At 62.7% G+C, this 15,734-nt stretch carries 12 protein-coding genes; 4 read left to right on the forward strand and 8 right to left on the reverse strand.

All coding sequences use genetic code 11. The features are described 5' to 3' along the window. A partial coding sequence (locus tag B3873_RS02820; protein ID WP_286863923.1) for an ATP-binding cassette domain-containing protein occupies window positions 1–553 on the reverse strand: 553 nt, incomplete at its 3' end. Between the two features lie 326 nt (window positions 554–879). Here B3873_RS02820 and B3873_RS02825 point away from each other — a divergent pair. The 3 genes from B3873_RS02825 (at window position 880) to B3873_RS02835 (ending at window position 5,933) form a co-directional block, all read left to right on the forward strand. Then, window positions 880–3,354, forward strand: a complete 2,475-nt coding sequence (locus B3873_RS02825; RefSeq protein ID WP_209531693.1) for a penicillin-binding protein 1A — start codon at window positions 880–882, stop codon at window positions 3,352–3,354. A gap of 546 nt (window positions 3,355–3,900) precedes the next feature. Next, window positions 3,901–4,635, forward strand: a complete 735-nt coding sequence (locus B3873_RS02830) for a c-type cytochrome (protein ID WP_375166018.1) — start codon at window positions 3,901–3,903, stop codon at window positions 4,633–4,635. Beyond that, window positions 4,632–5,933 carry a c-type cytochrome gene (locus B3873_RS02835; protein ID WP_286863924.1) on the forward strand — a complete coding sequence of 434 codons (1,302 nt, stop codon included), beginning with the start codon at window positions 4,632–4,634 and terminating at the stop codon, window positions 5,931–5,933. The genes B3873_RS02830 and B3873_RS02835 overlap by 4 nt, the downstream gene beginning before the upstream one ends. Before the next feature lie 67 nt (window positions 5,934–6,000). On the opposite strand, the gene B3873_RS02840 is transcribed toward B3873_RS02835, so the two are convergent. From B3873_RS02840 to B3873_RS02860, 5 genes are all read right to left on the reverse strand, one after another. Beyond that, on the reverse strand, window positions 6,001–6,693 hold the full coding sequence (locus B3873_RS02840) for a response regulator (RefSeq protein ID WP_034340383.1): 693 nt from the start codon (window positions 6,691–6,693) through the stop codon (window positions 6,001–6,003). Between the two features lie 25 nt (window positions 6,694–6,718). Continuing rightward, window positions 6,719–8,053: a phosphoglucosamine mutase gene (gene glmM, locus B3873_RS02845; protein WP_034340380.1), complete on the reverse strand. Its 1,335-nt coding sequence runs from the start codon at window positions 8,051–8,053 to the stop codon at window positions 6,719–6,721. Window positions 8,054–8,193: 140 nt separating this feature from the next. Next, a complete protein-coding gene (gene folP / locus B3873_RS02850) occupies window positions 8,194–9,042 on the reverse strand; it encodes a dihydropteroate synthase (protein WP_286863925.1) in 849 nt (282 codons plus the stop codon). Window positions 9,043–9,298: 256 nt separating this feature from the next. After that, the gene (gene ftsH / locus B3873_RS02855; RefSeq protein ID WP_034340372.1) at window positions 9,299–11,188 is read right to left on the reverse strand and encodes an ATP-dependent zinc metalloprotease FtsH; all 1,890 of its coding nucleotides are present in this window, start codon (window positions 11,186–11,188) and stop codon (window positions 9,299–9,301) included. 369 nt (window positions 11,189–11,557) lie between these two features. Then, complete coding sequence (locus B3873_RS02860) at window positions 11,558–12,205, reverse strand: RlmE family RNA methyltransferase (RefSeq protein ID WP_039788704.1); 648 nt, start codon at window positions 12,203–12,205, stop codon at window positions 11,558–11,560. Between the two features lie 76 nt (window positions 12,206–12,281). Here B3873_RS02860 and yhbY point away from each other — a divergent pair, with 76 nt between their 5' ends. Continuing rightward, entirely contained in the window at window positions 12,282–12,740 is a 459-nt protein-coding gene (gene yhbY / locus B3873_RS02865; RefSeq protein ID WP_034340366.1) for a ribosome assembly RNA-binding protein YhbY, read from the forward strand. Between the two features lie 154 nt (window positions 12,741–12,894). Here the strand turns inward: yhbY and greA are convergent, their stop codons facing one another. Next, window positions 12,895–13,371, reverse strand: coding sequence for a transcription elongation factor GreA (greA, locus tag B3873_RS02870; RefSeq protein WP_209531699.1), 477 nt, complete (start codon window positions 13,369–13,371; stop codon window positions 12,895–12,897). Window positions 13,372–13,778: 407 nt separating this feature from the next. Further along, the coding region (gene carB, locus B3873_RS02875) for a carbamoyl-phosphate synthase large subunit (protein WP_286863928.1) at window positions 13,779–15,734 on the reverse strand (1,956 nt) is incomplete at its 5' end.

A 15,734-nucleotide genomic window follows, 5' to 3' on the forward strand; every position in this document is an offset into this window, starting at 1 on the left:
TGGTCGGTTCGTCCAGCAGCAGCACGTCGGGGTTGCCGACCAGGCCGCAGGCCAGCGCCACGCGTTTCTTCATGCCGCCGGAGAGCTCGCCGATGCGGGCATCGCGGTTCAGGTTCAGCTTGTCCAGGGTGGTCTCGACCTTGTTGCCGATGGACCAGGCGTCGGCCGCATCCAACACGGTCTGGATCTGGTGCATGCGTTCCAGCAGGGCGTCGTCGTTGTCACCGCCGAACTGGCCGGTAATGGCTTCGTATTCGGCCAAGAGCGCCGGCAGCTCGCCCAGGCCTGAGGCCACGGCGTCGAAGACGGTCATCTCTTCCGGGAAATGCGGTTCCTGGTCGACGTAGGCGATCTTCAGGTTCTGCTGCATCACCAAGAGGCCATCATCGAGCTTGGAACGGCCGGCGATGATCTTCAGCAGCGAGGACTTGCCGGTGCCGTTGCGGCCGATCAGGCCGATGCGTTCGCCGGTCTCCAGCGAGAATTCGGCGTGATCCAGGAGGGCAACGTGGCCGAAGGCCAGTTGTGCGTCGGAGAGGGAAATGACTGCCATAGCGTGCGTGATCTGCGTGAATGCGTCGGCCCAAGCCGCGCAGGATGAATGCGAAAGGCGCTTGATGCAGGAAAAAGCGCGAGAGCGGCATTGTACCGACTGCGCCGCACAAATGCTGATTTAAGCGCGCCCTTGCCCCTTTCGATGGGCCGGAACGGCTGCGGCTTGCACTTTGGCAACGGGATTGATGAAAAATAACGACAAAAGCTCGAAATTCCCCGTCGTCCGGGCGCCATGTTACAACTGGTTAAGCATTGCCCGTGGCGGGCACGCCGGGCCGGCGGTGCGATGCGGTAAGATAGCGCATTCCGATTCCCGCTCATCCCATGCCTTTTTCCTCTTTGCCGGACCTGCGCCGCCAGCGCGGCTTCCTCAATCCCAACATCGCCAAGTTCATCGGTCTGTCCATCCTCGGTCTCGGCGTCGCCGCTGCCCTGCTGGTGGTGTATGCACTGATCTTCATCAACCCGCGCCTGCCTTCGCTGGACCTGATCACCGACTACCGTCCCAAGGTGCCGCTGCGCATCTGGTCCGAGGACAAGGTCCTGCTCGGCGAGTTTGGTGAAGAAAAGCGCAGCCTGGTCAAACTGGAAGATATCCCGGCCGACATGAAGAATGCCGTGCTGGCCATCGAGGACTATCGTTTCTATGAGCACGGCGGCATCGACTGGATCGGCATCGCCCGCGCCCTGGCCACCGACGTGCTGCGCGGCAGTGCCTCGCAGGGGGCCAGCACCATCACCATGCAGGTGGCGCGCAACGTGTTCCTGACCAAGGAAAAAACCTTCTCCCGCAAGCTCTACGAAGTGCTGCTGGCCAACAAGATCGAACATGCCCTGACCAAGGACCAGATCCTGGAGGTCTACATGAACCAGATCTACCTGGGCCAGCGCGCCTTCGGCTTCGCCGCCGCCGCCCGCACCTACTTCGGCAAGGACCTGAAGGATATTTCCCTGGCCGAAGCCGCCATGCTGGCCGGTCTGCCCAAGGCGCCCTCGGCCTACAACCCCATCGTCAATCCCAAGCGCGCGCACATCCGCCAGCAATACATCCTGCAGCGCATGATGGAAGTGGGCTTCATCACCAAGGCGCAATATGAAAAGGCCGCCAAGGAAGAACTGAAGGTCCGCGCACCGGGCAGCCAGTACAGCATCCACGCCGAATACGTGAACGAAATGGTGCGCCAGATGGTGTACGCGCAGTACAAGGAAGACACCTACACCCAGGGCTTCAACGTCTACACCACCGTCAATGCGGCCGATCAGCAGGCGGCCTACCTGGCCGTGCGCAAGGGCGTGATGGATTACGACCGCCGCCACGGCTATCGCGGTCCGGAAGAAACCATCGAACTGCCCGCCAATGCCGAAGACCGCGCCTCGGCCATCGACGACGTCATGGACGACCATCCCGACAACGACGACATCCTGGCCGCCGTGGTGGTGGCCGCCAGCCCCAAGCAGATCGATGCGGTGCTGCGCAGCGGCGACAAGATCAGCATCAAGGGCGAAGCCCTGCGCTTCGTGGCCGCGGCCCTGTCGGAGAAGGCCAAGAAGGAGATCCGCATCGCGCCGGGTGCCCTGATCCGCGTGATGCAGGATGCCAAGCAGAACTGGCAGGTGGTGCAGTTGCCGCAGGTGGAAGCGGCGCTGGTCTCGGTGGTGCCGCAGGATGGCGCCATCCGCGCCCTGGTGGGGGGTTTCGACTTCACCCAGAACAATTTCAACCACGTCACCCAAGCCTGGCGCCAGCCGGGTTCGACCTTCAAACCCTTCATCTATTCGGCTGCATTGGAGAAGGGTTTTGCACCGGCCTCCATCGTCAACGATGCCCCGGTCTCCTATCCGGCCGGCCCCGGCCAGCCGAACTGGGAACCCAAGGATGACGAAACCCCGGCCGGTCCCATCACCGTGCGCACTGCCCTGCAGAAGTCGGTGAACCTGGTGGCCATCCGCACGCTGGACTACATTGGCGTGCCCTATGCCAAGGACTTCATCACCGGCACCTATGGCTTCGATGCCGACAAGGTCCCGCCCTACCTGCCCATGGCGCTGGGTGCAGGGCAGACCAATCCGCTGCAGCTGTCTGCCGCCTACTCGGTGTTTGCCAATGGCGGCTACAAGATCCAGCCCTACCTGATCTCGCAGATCACCGATGCGCGCGGCAAGGTGCTGTCCAAGGCGGAGCCGCTGATCGTGGGCAATGGCGCACCGCGCGTGGTCTCGGAACGCAACAGCTACATGATGACCAGCATGCTCAAGGCGGTGGCCCAGGGCGGCACCGGTGCGCGCAGCAACAGCATCGGCCGCACCGACCTGGCCGGCAAGACCGGTACCACCAATGATGCCGTCGATGGCTGGTTCGCCGGTTACCAGCGCACTTTGGCCACCGTGGCCTGGATGGGCTATGACCAGCCCAAGAGCCTGGGCAGCAAGGAATTCGGCGCACAGCTGGCGCTGCCGATCTGGGTCGACTACATGGCCAAGGCCTTGAAGGGGGTGCCGCAGTTCGACCTGCCGGTGCCGGAAGGCATCCGCTTCATCGATGGCGAGCCCTATTACGACAACTTCACGCCCAACAACGGCCTGGTGACCAATGTGGGCGTGACGGTGGTGGATGCGATCTCGAACTTCTTCGGCTGGACACCCAGCCAGACTCCGGCCGCACCGGGCAACGCGCAACCGGCACCGAACGTGCCGGGTACCTCGCAGGGAGCGCCGGCGGCAGCGCCTGGCGGCTCGGCAAACCGGCCTCAGAGCGAGAGCGCAAGACGCTTCCTGGACAATACCAACCAGGGTCATTGAGGCAATGCCAGGCCACTGGCCTGGCAACTTCATTGAGCCAATCGGCAGCACGAAAAAAACGGGCACTTCCGAAGAAGTGCCCGTTTCCTTTTGTCTGGTGCCCCCGACACGGATCGAACGTGTGACCTATCCCTTCATACCACTATGGCTTTCGCCACCATCAGATACATGAACGTCGTGTAACCGGATGTTTGTAGTCTGGACTATACCTTGGCCATGGACCCTGCCCTGACGGCAAGGTCGGAAGGCCGGAGCCGTCTAGTCTCTACACCTTCCGGCTTCCGAGGAAACCGGCTTGGCTCGGTATTGCCAGCAGCCGCTGCAGACGGAACTGCATGCGCTGTCAGGGTTCACCGACTTTGACTCCATTCAGGCGGTGCCTTTCGGCATCCGCTGCCCAATTTGACTTAGGAGGGGATCGCTCTATCCACTGAGCTACGGGGGCAAACAAGGCCGCTATTGTATCCGCTGCGCCCGGCCTTGCAAAGCCGCAAGCGCGGCGCGCGCATGGACTACAATAGGCCGATGCGCTTGCCCACAACAAATATGAAGAAGCTTGCAGCCGCCGCCCTGGGGACACTGATCGCGGGCGGCGCAGCCATGGCCCAGACGCCCGCGGACAAGCCGCGCGCCATACCGGGCATGGCCGAACGCATGGCCGCCTGCATCGCCTGCCATGGCAAGGAAGGGCGCGCCACGGCCGATGGCTACTATCCGCGCATCGCCGGCAAGCCGGAGGGCTATCTGCTGAACCAGCTGCAGAGTTTCCGCGATGGCCGGCGCCGCTATCCGATGATGAATTACCTGCTGGGCCATCTTTCTGACGATTACCTGCAGCAGATCGCCCTGTTCTTCGCCGACCAGCATCCGCCCTATCCGCCCCCGGTGCCGGCCGATGTGAGCGCCACGGTGCTGGAACGCGGACGCCTGCTGGTCAGCCAGGGCAAGCCAGCCCAGGGCATTGCGGCCTGCGCCAGTTGCCACGGTGCCGGGTTGACCGGCGTGCAGCCCGGCATTCCGGGATTGCTGGGCCTGCCGCGCGACTACATCAATGCGCAACTGGGCGCCTGGCGCAATGGCGAACGCACCGCCAAGGCACCCGATTGCATGGGCGAGATCGCCAGGGCATTGAGCCCGGAAGAAATCAATGCAGCCAGCAGCTGGCTGTCCTCCCAGCCGGTCCCGGCGGACTATGCGCCTGAGCGCGTGCTGCCCAAACCGTTGCCGGTGGCCTGCGGCAGCATGCCGGGTTCCTCCGCCAGTGCAGGAGCGGCACGATGAACCGGACCTTGCGCCTGGGACTGGGGATCCTGCTGGGCAGCGTGCTGGCCGTGGTGGCGCTGGCCGGCGGCGTGATCGCCTGGCAAAGCCTGCGCAGTGAAGATCCTGGCGTGGTCGTCCCGGTGACCGACCATCAGGCGCAGCTGGCCAAGGGCCAGTACCTGGCGCGCGCCGGAAATTGCATGGCCTGCCACACCGTGCGCGGCGGCGCGGCCTATGCCGGGGGACGCGCCCTGCCGACGCCCTTCGGCACGATCTACACCACCAACATCACACCCGATCGCGCCAACGGCATCGGTGACTGGAGCGCCGACGATTTCTGGCGTGCCCTGCACCACGGACGCGGACGCGACGGCCGTTTCCTCTTTCCGGCTTTCCCCTACACCAGCTATACCCAGCTCAGCCGCGAAGACAGCGACGCCCTGTTCGCCTGGCTGCGCACGCTGCCCCCCGTAAATCAGCCCAATCGTTCACATGATTTGCGCTTCCCTTACGACCAGCGCCCGCTGCTGGGGCTATGGCGTGCATTTTTCTTCACACCGGCTGTATACCAGCCTGATCCGGCGCGCTCCGCCCAGTGGAATCGCGGTGCCTACCTGGTGCGCGGCGCTGGCCATTGCAGCGCCTGCCACAGCGCCCGCAACGTGGTGGCGGCCAGCATCGCACCGCTGGATCTGGCCGGCGGCATGATCCCCGCGCTGGACTGGTATGCACCGCCCCTGCATGGTGGCGAACACGGCCTGGGCGGCTGGAGCGAAGCCGACATCGCCGCCCTGCTCAGGACCGGCGTCTCGCCGCGCGGCACCTCGCTGGGACCGATGTCGGAAATCGTCGGGCGCAGCCTGCAGTATCTGAACGACGAGGACATCAATGCCATGGCGGTCTACCTGAAGTCGCTGCCGGCCCAGCCCCTGCCCGCTGCCAGCGCCGCCGCGCAGCCGGAGCCCGCCGAGGCAGAACGCATCCTCAAACAGGGCAAGAAGCTCTATGGGGAGTTGTGCGTGGACTGCCACGGCGGCAAGGGTCAAGGCAGTGCACCGGACTATCCGCCGCTGGCCGGCAATCACGCCATTGGCGGACCGCAACCGGTCAATGCCATTCGCGCGGTGCTCAACGGCGGTTTCCCGCCGTCGACGGCCGGCAATCCCTATCCCTTCGGCATGCCGCCCTTCGGCCCGCAACTGAGTGACCAGGAAGTGGCAGCATTGGTCTCCTATGTCCGCAACAGCTGGGGCAACCAGGGAGGATTCGTCTCGGCTTCTGAGGTGAACCGTTATCGCAGCGTGCCGCTCGACTGAGCAGACGCAAAAAAGGCGACCCGGAGATCGCCTTTTCATTCATCTTGCTGGCAGCGGGTAGCTCACCTCACTGCTCGGCGCTCAGCTTGTAACCCATCCCGCGCACCGTCTGCACGTAATGCGCCAGATCGCCCAGCGACTTGCGCAGCCGCATGATGTGCACATCCACCGTGCGTTCCTCGATGAAGGTATGGTCACCCCAGACCTTGTCCAGCAACTGGGCGCGCGAGAAGATGCGTTCCGGATGCGCCACCAGATAGCGCAGCAGCTTGAATTCGGCCTGGTCCAGCGCCACCGCCCGGCCCGCCACCGCCACCTGGCGGCGTTCGACGTCGATGCTGATGTCGCGGTATTTGAGCGCCTGGCTGCCGATCTCCGGCGCCTTTCGGCGCAAGAGGGCCTGCACGCGCGCCACCAGTTCCTTGGGAGAGAACGGCTTGGTCACGTAATCATCCGCACCTTCGTTCAAGCCCTTGACCTTGTCTTCTTCCATGCCCTTGGCGGTGAGCATGATGACCGGCAGCGCCGCCGTGCGCTGGTCGCGCCGCAGCTCGGAAAGCAGCACCAGGCCGGAGCTGTCGGGCAGCATCCAGTCCAGCAGCACGACATGAGGCAGCGACTCGGCAATGAGCTTGCGGGCCTGGGCCACGTCGGTGGCGATCGTGGTGGCAAAGCCCGCGCCCTGCATCGTGAAGCGCAACAGCTCCGCGATGCTGGGTTCGTCTTCGACCATCAGGATATGAGGGAGCTCTTTTGACATCGTCCTTGGATCCGCAACAACTGACTCAGAGCACCTTGGCCGCGATACGCTGGGCCATGCTGCGCGCCAGCTCGGCTTCCTGCGCCTCCACCATCACGCGGATCAGCGGCTCGGTGCCGGACGGACGCAGCAGCACGCGGCCGCGCTCGCCCAGTTCTTCTTCCACGGCGGCCTGTTCGGCTTGCAGCGCGGTGTTGGACTTCCAGTCGTAGCCGGCAGGAATCTTCACATTGATCAGCGATTGCGGATACAGGGTGATGTCGCCGGTCATCTGGGCCAGGGTCTGGCCGGCGCGCTTCAAGGCACACAGCACCTGCAGCGCCGAGACGATGCCATCGCCGGTGGTGTGCTTGTCCAGCGCCAGCAGGTGGCCGGAGCCTTCGCCGCCGAGCAGCCAGCCCTTTTCCTGCAGCACTTCCAGCACGTAGCGGTCGCCCACCTTGGCACGTGCGAAGGGCACGCCCATCTTCTTGAAGGCCACTTCCAGGGCCATGTTGGTCATGAGGGTACCGACTGCGCCATCGACCGCGCCGCTGCTCAGGCGGTCCTTGACCATCAGGTAAAGCAGTTCATCACCGTTGTAGATACGGCCGCTGCCATCGACCATGATGAGACGGTCGGCATCACCATCGAGCGCAATGCCGAGGTCGGCGCGGTATTCGCGGACAGACGCCACCAGCGACTTGGGGGCGGTGGCGCCGCAATCCTCGTTGATGTTCAGGCCATCGGGCTGGTTGCCGATGGTGATGACTTCCGCACCCAGCTCATGGAATACGTGCGGGGCGATGTTGTAGGCCGCGCCGTTGGCACAGTCCACCACCAGGCGCATGCCGCGCAGGTCCATGGCACTGGGGAAGGTGCTCTTGCAGAATTCGATGTAGCGGCCGGCCGCATCCGACAGGCGGCGCGCCTTGCCCAGCTTCTCGGAGGGGACGCACTCCATGGGCTGCTCCAGCGCCGCTTCGATATCCGCCTCGACCTGGTCGGGCAGCTTGTTGCCCTTGGCAGAGAAGAACTTGATGCCGTTGTCGTGATAGGGATTGTGCGAGGCCGAGATCACCACACCCGCCGAGAGACGCTGGGCACGGGTCAGGTAGGCCACGGCCGGGGTCGGCAGCGGGCCGGCCAGCCAGACGTCCACGCCGGCAGCGGCGAAGCCGGCTTCCAGCGCGGCTTCCAGCATGTAGCCGGAGATCCGGGTGTCCTTGCCGATCAGCACCGTGGGACGGGCCACGCCATCCTTGGACTTGGCCAGGACCTTGCCGGCCGCATAGCCCAGGCGCATGACGAAATCCGGTGTGATCGGGGCCACGCCCACGCGACCGCGCACGCCATCGGTGCCGAAGTATTTTCCTGCCATGTTGGTCCCTTATCGCTTAATGCTTAACGCTTCTGCTGATTGATGTCTTGCAGGCCCGGCGAGCGCGCCGGCCTGTTTCCCATGAAATCTGTTGTCGTGCTTGAGTTTCGATCACGTTCGCGCACGTACCGCGGCCTGCATCAAAGGTCGCCGCGTCCTGCCTGCCACATGGCCAGCGCGTCGACCGTCTCGGCCACATCGTGCACGCGGATGATCATCGCCCCCTGCTGCGCCGCCGCCAGCGCCGCACCGATACTGCCGGCCATGCGGCGTTCCAGCGGCTTGCCGGTGACCGCACCGATCATGGACTTGCGCGACATGCCGGCCAGCAGCGGCAGATCCAGCGTGTCGATCAATCGGCGCGTGTTCCTGAGCAAAGCCAGATTATGCTCCACAGTCTTGCCAAAACCAAAACCGGGGTCGATGCAAATCCGTTCACGTCCGATACCGGCCGCCTTCATCAGGCCGACCTGGGTCTGCAGGAATTGCTCGACCTCGGTGACCACATCTTCATATCGGGGTTCTTGCTGCATGGTCTGGGGCTGGCCTTGCATATGCATCACGCACAGGCCGGCTTCGCTGTCCTTGACCGCATCGATGGCCCCCTCGGCACGGAAACCGTTGATGTCGTTGATCATGTCCACCTCGGCGACCAGCGCTTCGCGCATGACGGCCGGCTTGTAGGTATCCAGCGACAGGGGCTTGCCGCAGTCGCGCAGGGCGTAGATCACCGGCATGACGCGCTGCAGCTCTTCCTGCAGCGACAGCGGCGCAATGCCGGGGCGGGTGGACTCGCCACCGATGTCAATGATGTCGACGCCGTCGGCAATCATCTGTTCGGCATGGGTCAGGGCCAGTTCCAGCGAATGATGGCGACCGCCATCGGAGAAGGAATCGGGCGTCACGTTGAGGATGCCCATGACCAGCGGCCGGCGGCCAGGCTGGACCGGCAGGCGGAACCTGCCGCATTTGAGGAAAGCTTGCGTCATCTTGCTGTGGTGGGTGATGCGGATGAATTGCCCGAGGTGGCGGCCCTATGCATGCTGCCGCGCACCATCGCTGTGCGGCAGCATGATACACCGCCGATGGACCGCCTTTACACTTTTGTCCGGCAGGGGCGCCATCGGCTGCACGCTTTTTCATCTGCCAAATTCATTCGCCAAATAAAAAAGGTGAGGATTTCTCCTCACCTTCATCGAGTCTGCGGCTTCAGGCATTCACGCCCTGCGCCTTGCGCTGCACGCCTCAGGCCGGGGCAGTGGCGTTGGGCGAGACGTCGCCGGAACGGTTGTTGTCCGAGGGCGACTTCTTGGCCGGGACACCATTGCGCGGCGGACGCGGTTCGTCGCCATTCATGATGTCGTTGACCTGATCAGCGTCCAGGGTTTCCCATTCCAGCAGGGCCTTGGCCATGACGTCGACCTTCTCGCGGTTCTCTTCCAGCAGGCGGCGGGCCAAGGCGTATTGCTCGTCCAGGATGCTGCGGATTTCAGCGTCCACCTTTTGCTGGGTGGCTTCGGAGACGGTCTTGGACGACATGCGGCCGAAGTAGGCATCCTGCTCCGAATCTTCATACACCATGGTGCCCAGGGTCACGGACATGCCATAGCGGGTAACCATGGCGCGGGCCAGCTTGGTGGCGCGCTCGAAGTCGTTGGAGGCGCCGGTGGACATCTGGTGCATGAAGATTTCTTCAGCGATACGGCCACCGAAGAGGATCGAGATCTCTTCCAGCATCTTGTCCTTGTACATGTTCACGCGGTCATGTTCCGGCAGCTGCCAGGTCAGGCCCAGAGCATAGCCACGCGGCATGATGGTGACCTTGTGAACCGGATCGGCCTTGGGCAGCAGCTTGGCGACGACGGCGTGGCCGGACTCGTGGTAGGCGGTGTTGCGGCGTTCTTCCTCGCGCATCACGGCCGACTTGCGTTCCGGACCCATGACGATCTTGTCCTTGGCATCTTCGAAGTCCTGCATTTCCACCAGGCGCTTGTTGCGGCGCGCAGCGAACAGGGCCGCTTCGTTGACCAGGTTGGCCAGGTCGGCGCCGGAGAAACCGGGGGTGCCACGGGCCAGGATGTCGGCCTTGACGTCAGGGGCGATGGGCACCTTGCGCATGTGGACGTAGAGGATCTGTTCGCGGCCACGGATGTCAGGCAGGCCGACCATCACCTGGCGGTCGAAGCGGCCCGGACGCAGCAGCGCCTTGTCCAGCACGTCGGCACGGTTGGTGGCAGCGATCACGATGACGCCGGAGTTGGCTTCGAAGCCGTCCATCTCCACCAGCATCTGGTTCAGGGTCTGTTCGCGTTCGTCGTTGCCGCCGCCCATGCCGGCACCACGATGGCGGCCGACGGCGTCGATTTCGTCGATGAAGATGATGCAGGGAGCGTGCTTCTTGGCGTTCTCGAACATGTCGCGCACACGGGAGGCACCGACACCGACAAACATTTCCACGAAGTCCGAACCCGAGATGGTAAAGAACGGCACCTTGGCTTCGCCGGCGATGGCGCGGGCCAGCAGGGTCTTACCGGTACCCGGGGGGCCGACCATCAGCACGCCGTGGGGGATGCGGCCGCCCAGCTTCTGGAACTTGGTCGGGTCACGCAGGAATTCAACCAGCTCCTGGACTTCTTCCTTGGCTTCGTCGCAACCGGCGACATCAGCGAAGGTGACCGAGTTGCTGTTCTCATCCAGCATGCGCGCCTTGGACTTGCCGAAGGAGAACGCGCCGCCCTTGCCGCCGCCTTGCATCTGGCGCATGAAGAAGATCCAGACGCCAATCAACAGCAGCATCGGGAACCAGGAAATGAAGATTTGCGACAGGAAGGACTGCTCTTCCGGCTGGCGCACGTCGAACTTCACGCCATTGTTGAGCAGGTCACCGACCAGGCCGCGATCCAGGATGGTGGTCGCGGTCTTGACCTTGGTGCCGTCCTGGGTGGTGGCGATGATGTTGCGATCCTCGATGGTCGCATCCTTGATGTGTCCGGCCTTGACCTCGGAGATGAAGTCCGAATACGCGATCGGCTTGGCATTGGTCGCCATGCTGCGGCTGTCGAACTGTTTGAACACCATAAACAGCACGAGCGCGATGACTACCCAGATGGCAGCCTTTGAAAACATATTGTTCACTGGAACTCCTCCGACGCCTGCGCGCCACGTTGCCTTTGTATCGTCCGATTTTACCCGGATTCAACCACCCTTACACGGAAAACCGCCGTCCGCCCAGCCTCGCCCTGCCCCACTGTGCCATCGCGCAACGCACAAAAAGGCGTCACGCCCGGCTGTTAGCGCATTTCTTTGCCATTCCGACATCAGCTTGAAGACTGGCGGGGAAGACATTCTTGCCTGCGATTCAGACAAACTAACGATTTACAAAAATCGATATAAGGCTGAAATCGGGCAAAACAAGGCAGGAAAATTCACTAAATCGCCGTGTTCACAGCAGATTTTGCGCTGTATCCCGGACGACGAACCGGTTTTGCATCAACTTTAACTGAATTAGCTGCGAGGATTTTTCAGGATTTTCCCTAGCAGAAAGATTTCGGACGACTTGTCGCGGCTGGCCTTGGGCTTCTTGGACATCACCGTCTTGAATTCGGCCCGGAATTTGTGCACCAATTCGTTGTAGCCGGTCCCGTTGAAACACTTGACCAGCAAAGAGCCGCCAGGTTTCATGTGCAGTTGCGCAAATTCGATGGCCAGGTCGATCAGGTACTCCACCCGCGCGGCGTCGGCGATGGCCACGCCTGACAGGTTGGGGGCCATGTCCGACAGCACCAGGTCGGCCTTGCGGCCGTCCAGCAGGGCTTCGAGCTGGCGTACCGGCTCGTCTTCGCGGAAGTCGCCCTGGATATAGTGCACATCCGCAATCGGATCCATCGGCAGCATGTCCAGCCCGATGATGGTGCCGTGGATGCCGCCGCCTTCAGCCCCGGCCAGCTTGTTGCGGGCGTACTGGCACCAACTGCCGGGAGTGCAGCCGAGGTCGACGATCACCTGCCCGGGCTTGATGAGACGTTCTTCCTCATCGATTTCCTTGAGCTTGTAGGCGGCGCGCGCACGGTAGCCTTCCTTCTGTGCCAACTTCACATAAGGGTCGTTGATATGGTCGTGTAACCAGTTTTTGTTCAGTTTGTTCTTTGCCATTCGCGTAGAATACTGGTTTTATCTCATTGAGGGACAACTTGGCTTCGCCGAGACCTCGTCCCGAACCCGCACTCCCATGTTGAATCTGACTCCCGCCGAGCGCAGCGAACTGCGCGCCCAGGCCCATGGCTTGAACCCCGTCGTGATGGTAGGCGAAAGTGGCCTGACCGAATCCGTCATGAAGGAAATCGACAAGAGCCTGAACGCCCACGGCCTCATCAAGGTCCGCGTCTTCGGCGACGACCGCGAAGCTCGCATCGCGATCTACGAAACCATCTGCGCTGAACTCAAGGCGGCGCCGGTCCAACACATCGGCAAGCTGCTGGTGCTGTATCGCCCGCAAAAGGACGAAGGCAAGAAAGCCGCTGCCGGTGCCAAGGGCGGCCTGCGCGAAGTGACCATCGTCAAGTCGCACGCCACCAAGCGTCCTTCGGTGAGCAAGGTCATGCTCAAGGGCAATGAACGCATCACCGCCGGTGGCCTGGTCAAGAAGGCCAAGCCGCGCCAGCGCAGCACCAAGAAGTCGCTCGGCTGATCCCTCGATCGCCCGTCGCACCGGGCTGCAGCTTGCTGCGGCCCACAAAACAGAATGCCCGCTGATGCGGGCATTTTCATTTCCGGCGTCGGTGTTGCGGCAGGATCATTGCCGCATCCGTCAGGCGTTGGCCAGACGGATGCGGCGGGCTACATCAAACGTAGCGCACTTCCAGGATTTCATATTCCTTCAGGCCCGACGGTGCTTCCACGGCCACCACGTCCCCGGCGCTCTTGCCGATCAGGGCACGGGCGATGGGCGAGGTCACCGAGACCTTCGATTCCTTGATGTCGGCTTCGTCCAGGCCCACGATCTGGTAGGTCACCTTCTCGCCGCTGTCCAGGTTTTCCAGGTCCACGGTGGAGGCGAAGACCACGCGGCCTTCGGCGTTCAGTTCGGCCGGGTCGACGATCTGGGCGGCGCCCAGCTTGCCTTCCAGGTCAGCGATACGGCCTTCGATGAAGGCCTGGCGCTCCTTGGCCGACTCGTATTCAGCGTTTTCGGACAAGTCGCCCTGCGCACGCGCTTCGGCGATCGCGTTGATGACGTCCGGACGCTCTTTGGTTTTCAAACGGTGCAATTCTTCCTTCAGAAGTTCGGCGCCACGCTTGGTAAGGGGAACTGTGCTCATAAGTCTCTTGCTCAAGGTTAGGGTTACACGGAAGACGCATCCAAGGCCCGCCGGCCGCTGAACACGCAAAAAGAGAGCCGCGCCGCCAACCTGGCGGACAAGCGTTGTTTTTACGGGAACAGTCTGGCTGGTGAACGGACCGTTGCTGCAGGATTCCGTCAGCTCTTCAACAACACGCGCTCTGACTCAGAGCCGCTAAGGACATGACGCCACGCGCAAGCCCGAATCAATGTGGCCCGATGGCGTCATGTCCTTAGCGTCCCCGGACGGATCTGCCCTGCAACATTGAACATGTTGTGGCCGCAGGGTGTCGTCCAAAAGTCAGAGAGGGCATCGATTGCTCAGATGCCCTCTTTGCCTGCCGGCGCCCATCAAACTAACGCCGGCAAAAGTAACGTGTTGTGGGTTTAGTGTATAGCTTTATGCAGGCCTTGTAAATCGTAGACGTCCAGCGCGTCCAGATGGCGCATGCCTTCCACTGCCGCTTCGGCACCGGCGATGGTGGTGAAGGTGGTCACGCGGGCCGCCAGGGCCGAGGTACGGATCGCTCCGGAATCGGCAATGGCGTTGCGCTTTTCTTCAACGGTGTTCACCACGAGGGCGATCTCGTTGTTCTTGACCATGTCCACGACGTGCGGACGGCCTTCCACCACCTTGTTGACGGTGGCCACGGGAATGCCGGCCGCGCTGATGGCAGCCGCCGTCCCCTTGGTGGCGACAATCGAGAAGCCCAGCCCAACCAGGTCGCGCGCCACTTGCACGGCACGCGGCTTGTCGCTGTTCTTCACCGACAGGAACACCTTGCCGGACTTAGGCAGCTTCACGCCGGCACCCATCTGCGACTTCACAAAGGCTTCGCCGAAGGTCTTGCCCACGCCCATGACTTCACCGGTGGACTTCATTTCAGGGCCGAGGATGGTATCCACGCCCGGGAACTTGACGAACGGGAACACGGCTTCCTTGACGCTGTAGTAAGGCGGCACGACTTCGTTCTTGATGCCCTGGCTGTCCAGCGACTGGCCGACCATGCAACGCGCGGCGATCTTGGCCAGCTGCAGGCCGGTGGCCTTGGAGACGAAGGGCACGGTACGCGATGCACGCGGGTTCACTTCCAGCACGAAGACGGTATCGACGGTCTTGCCATCGACTTCACTTTGCTGGATGGCGAACTGCACGTTCATCAGACCGACCACGTTCAGGCCCTTGGCCATCAGCGCGGTCTGGCGCTTCAGTTCTTCAATCGTTTCCTTGGACAGCGAATACGGCGGCAGCGAGCAAGCCGAGTCGCCCGAGTGCACGCCAGCCTGTTCGATGTGTTCCATCACGCCGCCGATGAAAGTACGTTCACCGTCGGAGAGGCAATCGACGTCCACCTCGATCGCATCGTTCAGGAAGCGGTCCAGCAGCACCGGAGAGTCATGCGAAACCTTGACGGCTTCACGCATGTAGCGCTCCAGGTCACGCTGCTCGTGGACGATTTCCATGGCGCGGCCACCCAGCACGTAGGACGGGCGGACCACCAGCGGATAGCCGATTTCCTGCGCCAGTTGCAGCGCGTCGGCTTCGGTACGGGCGGTACGATTGGGCGGCTGGCGCAGGCCCAGGTCCTGCAGCAGCTTCTGGAAACGCTCGCGGTCTTCGGCGGCGTCAATCATGTCGGGCGAGGTGCCGACGATGGGCACGCCATTGGCTTCCAGGTCCAGCGCCAGCTTCAGCGGGGTCTGGCCGCCGTACTGGACGATCACGCCGACCGGCTTTTCCTTGTCGACGATTTCCAGCACGTCTTCCAGCGTCACCGGCTCGAAGTACAGGCGGTCGGAGGTGTCGTAGTCGGTCGAGACGGTTTCCGGGTTGCAGTTGACCATGATGGTTTCGTAACCATCGTCACGCATCGCCAGGGCCGCGTGCACGCAGCAATAGTCGAATTCGATACCCTGGCCGATACGGTTCGGGCCACCGCCCAGCACCATGATCTTCTTCTTGTCGGTCGGGTTGGATTCGCACTCTTCGTCATAGGTCGAATACATGTAGGCGGTATCGGTCGAGAACTCGCCCGCACAGGTATCGACGCGCTTGAAGACCGGACGCACGTTAAGCTTCTTTCGCTGTTCGCGCACGGCGGTGTCGGTAGTCTTCAGCAGCTTGGCCAGGCGGCGATCCGAGAAGCCCTTCTGCTTCAGCTGGAACAGGGTCGCCTTGTCCAGCGACTCCAGCGCCACATCCTTTTCCAGCCACAGTTCGATGTCGACGATCTCCTTGATCTGCGACAGGAACCACGGGTCGATGTGGGTCAGGCCATGCACTTCTTCCAGCGAGAAGCCTTGGGCGAAGGCGTCGCCCACGTACCAGATGCGGTCCGGACC

The sequence above is a fragment of the Herbaspirillum sp. UBA812 genome (genome assembly GCF_002296545.1).
GTDB lineage: Bacteria > Pseudomonadota > Gammaproteobacteria > Burkholderiales > Burkholderiaceae_D > Herbaspirillum > Herbaspirillum huttiense.

What these genes read in the sequence shown, in the direction of transcription:
- B3873_RS02825 (WP_209531693.1), top strand. Translation starts at nt 880, where the DNA reads ATGCCTTTTTCCTCTTTGCCGGACCTGCGCCGCCAGCGCGGCTTCCTC.
- B3873_RS02830 (WP_375166018.1), top strand. Translation starts at nt 3,901, where the DNA reads ATGAAGAAGCTTGCAGCCGCCGCCCTGGGGACACTGATCGCGGGCGGC.
- B3873_RS02835 (WP_286863924.1), top strand. Translation starts at nt 4,632, where the DNA reads ATGAACCGGACCTTGCGCCTGGGACTGGGGATCCTGCTGGGCAGCGTG.
- B3873_RS02840 (WP_034340383.1), bottom strand. Translation starts at nt 6,693, where the DNA reads ATGTCAAAAGAGCTCCCTCATATCCTGATGGTCGAAGACGAACCCAGC.
- glmM (WP_034340380.1), bottom strand. Translation starts at nt 8,053, where the DNA reads ATGGCAGGAAAATACTTCGGCACCGATGGCGTGCGCGGTCGCGTGGGC.
- folP (WP_286863925.1), bottom strand. Translation starts at nt 9,042, where the DNA reads ATGACGCAAGCTTTCCTCAAATGCGGCAGGTTCCGCCTGCCGGTCCAG.
- B3873_RS02860 (WP_039788704.1), bottom strand. Translation starts at nt 12,205, where the DNA reads ATGGCAAAGAACAAACTGAACAAAAACTGGTTACACGACCATATCAAC.
- yhbY (WP_034340366.1), top strand. Translation starts at nt 12,282, where the DNA reads ATGTTGAATCTGACTCCCGCCGAGCGCAGCGAACTGCGCGCCCAGGCC.
- greA (WP_209531699.1), bottom strand. Translation starts at nt 13,371, where the DNA reads ATGAGCACAGTTCCCCTTACCAAGCGTGGCGCCGAACTTCTGAAGGAA.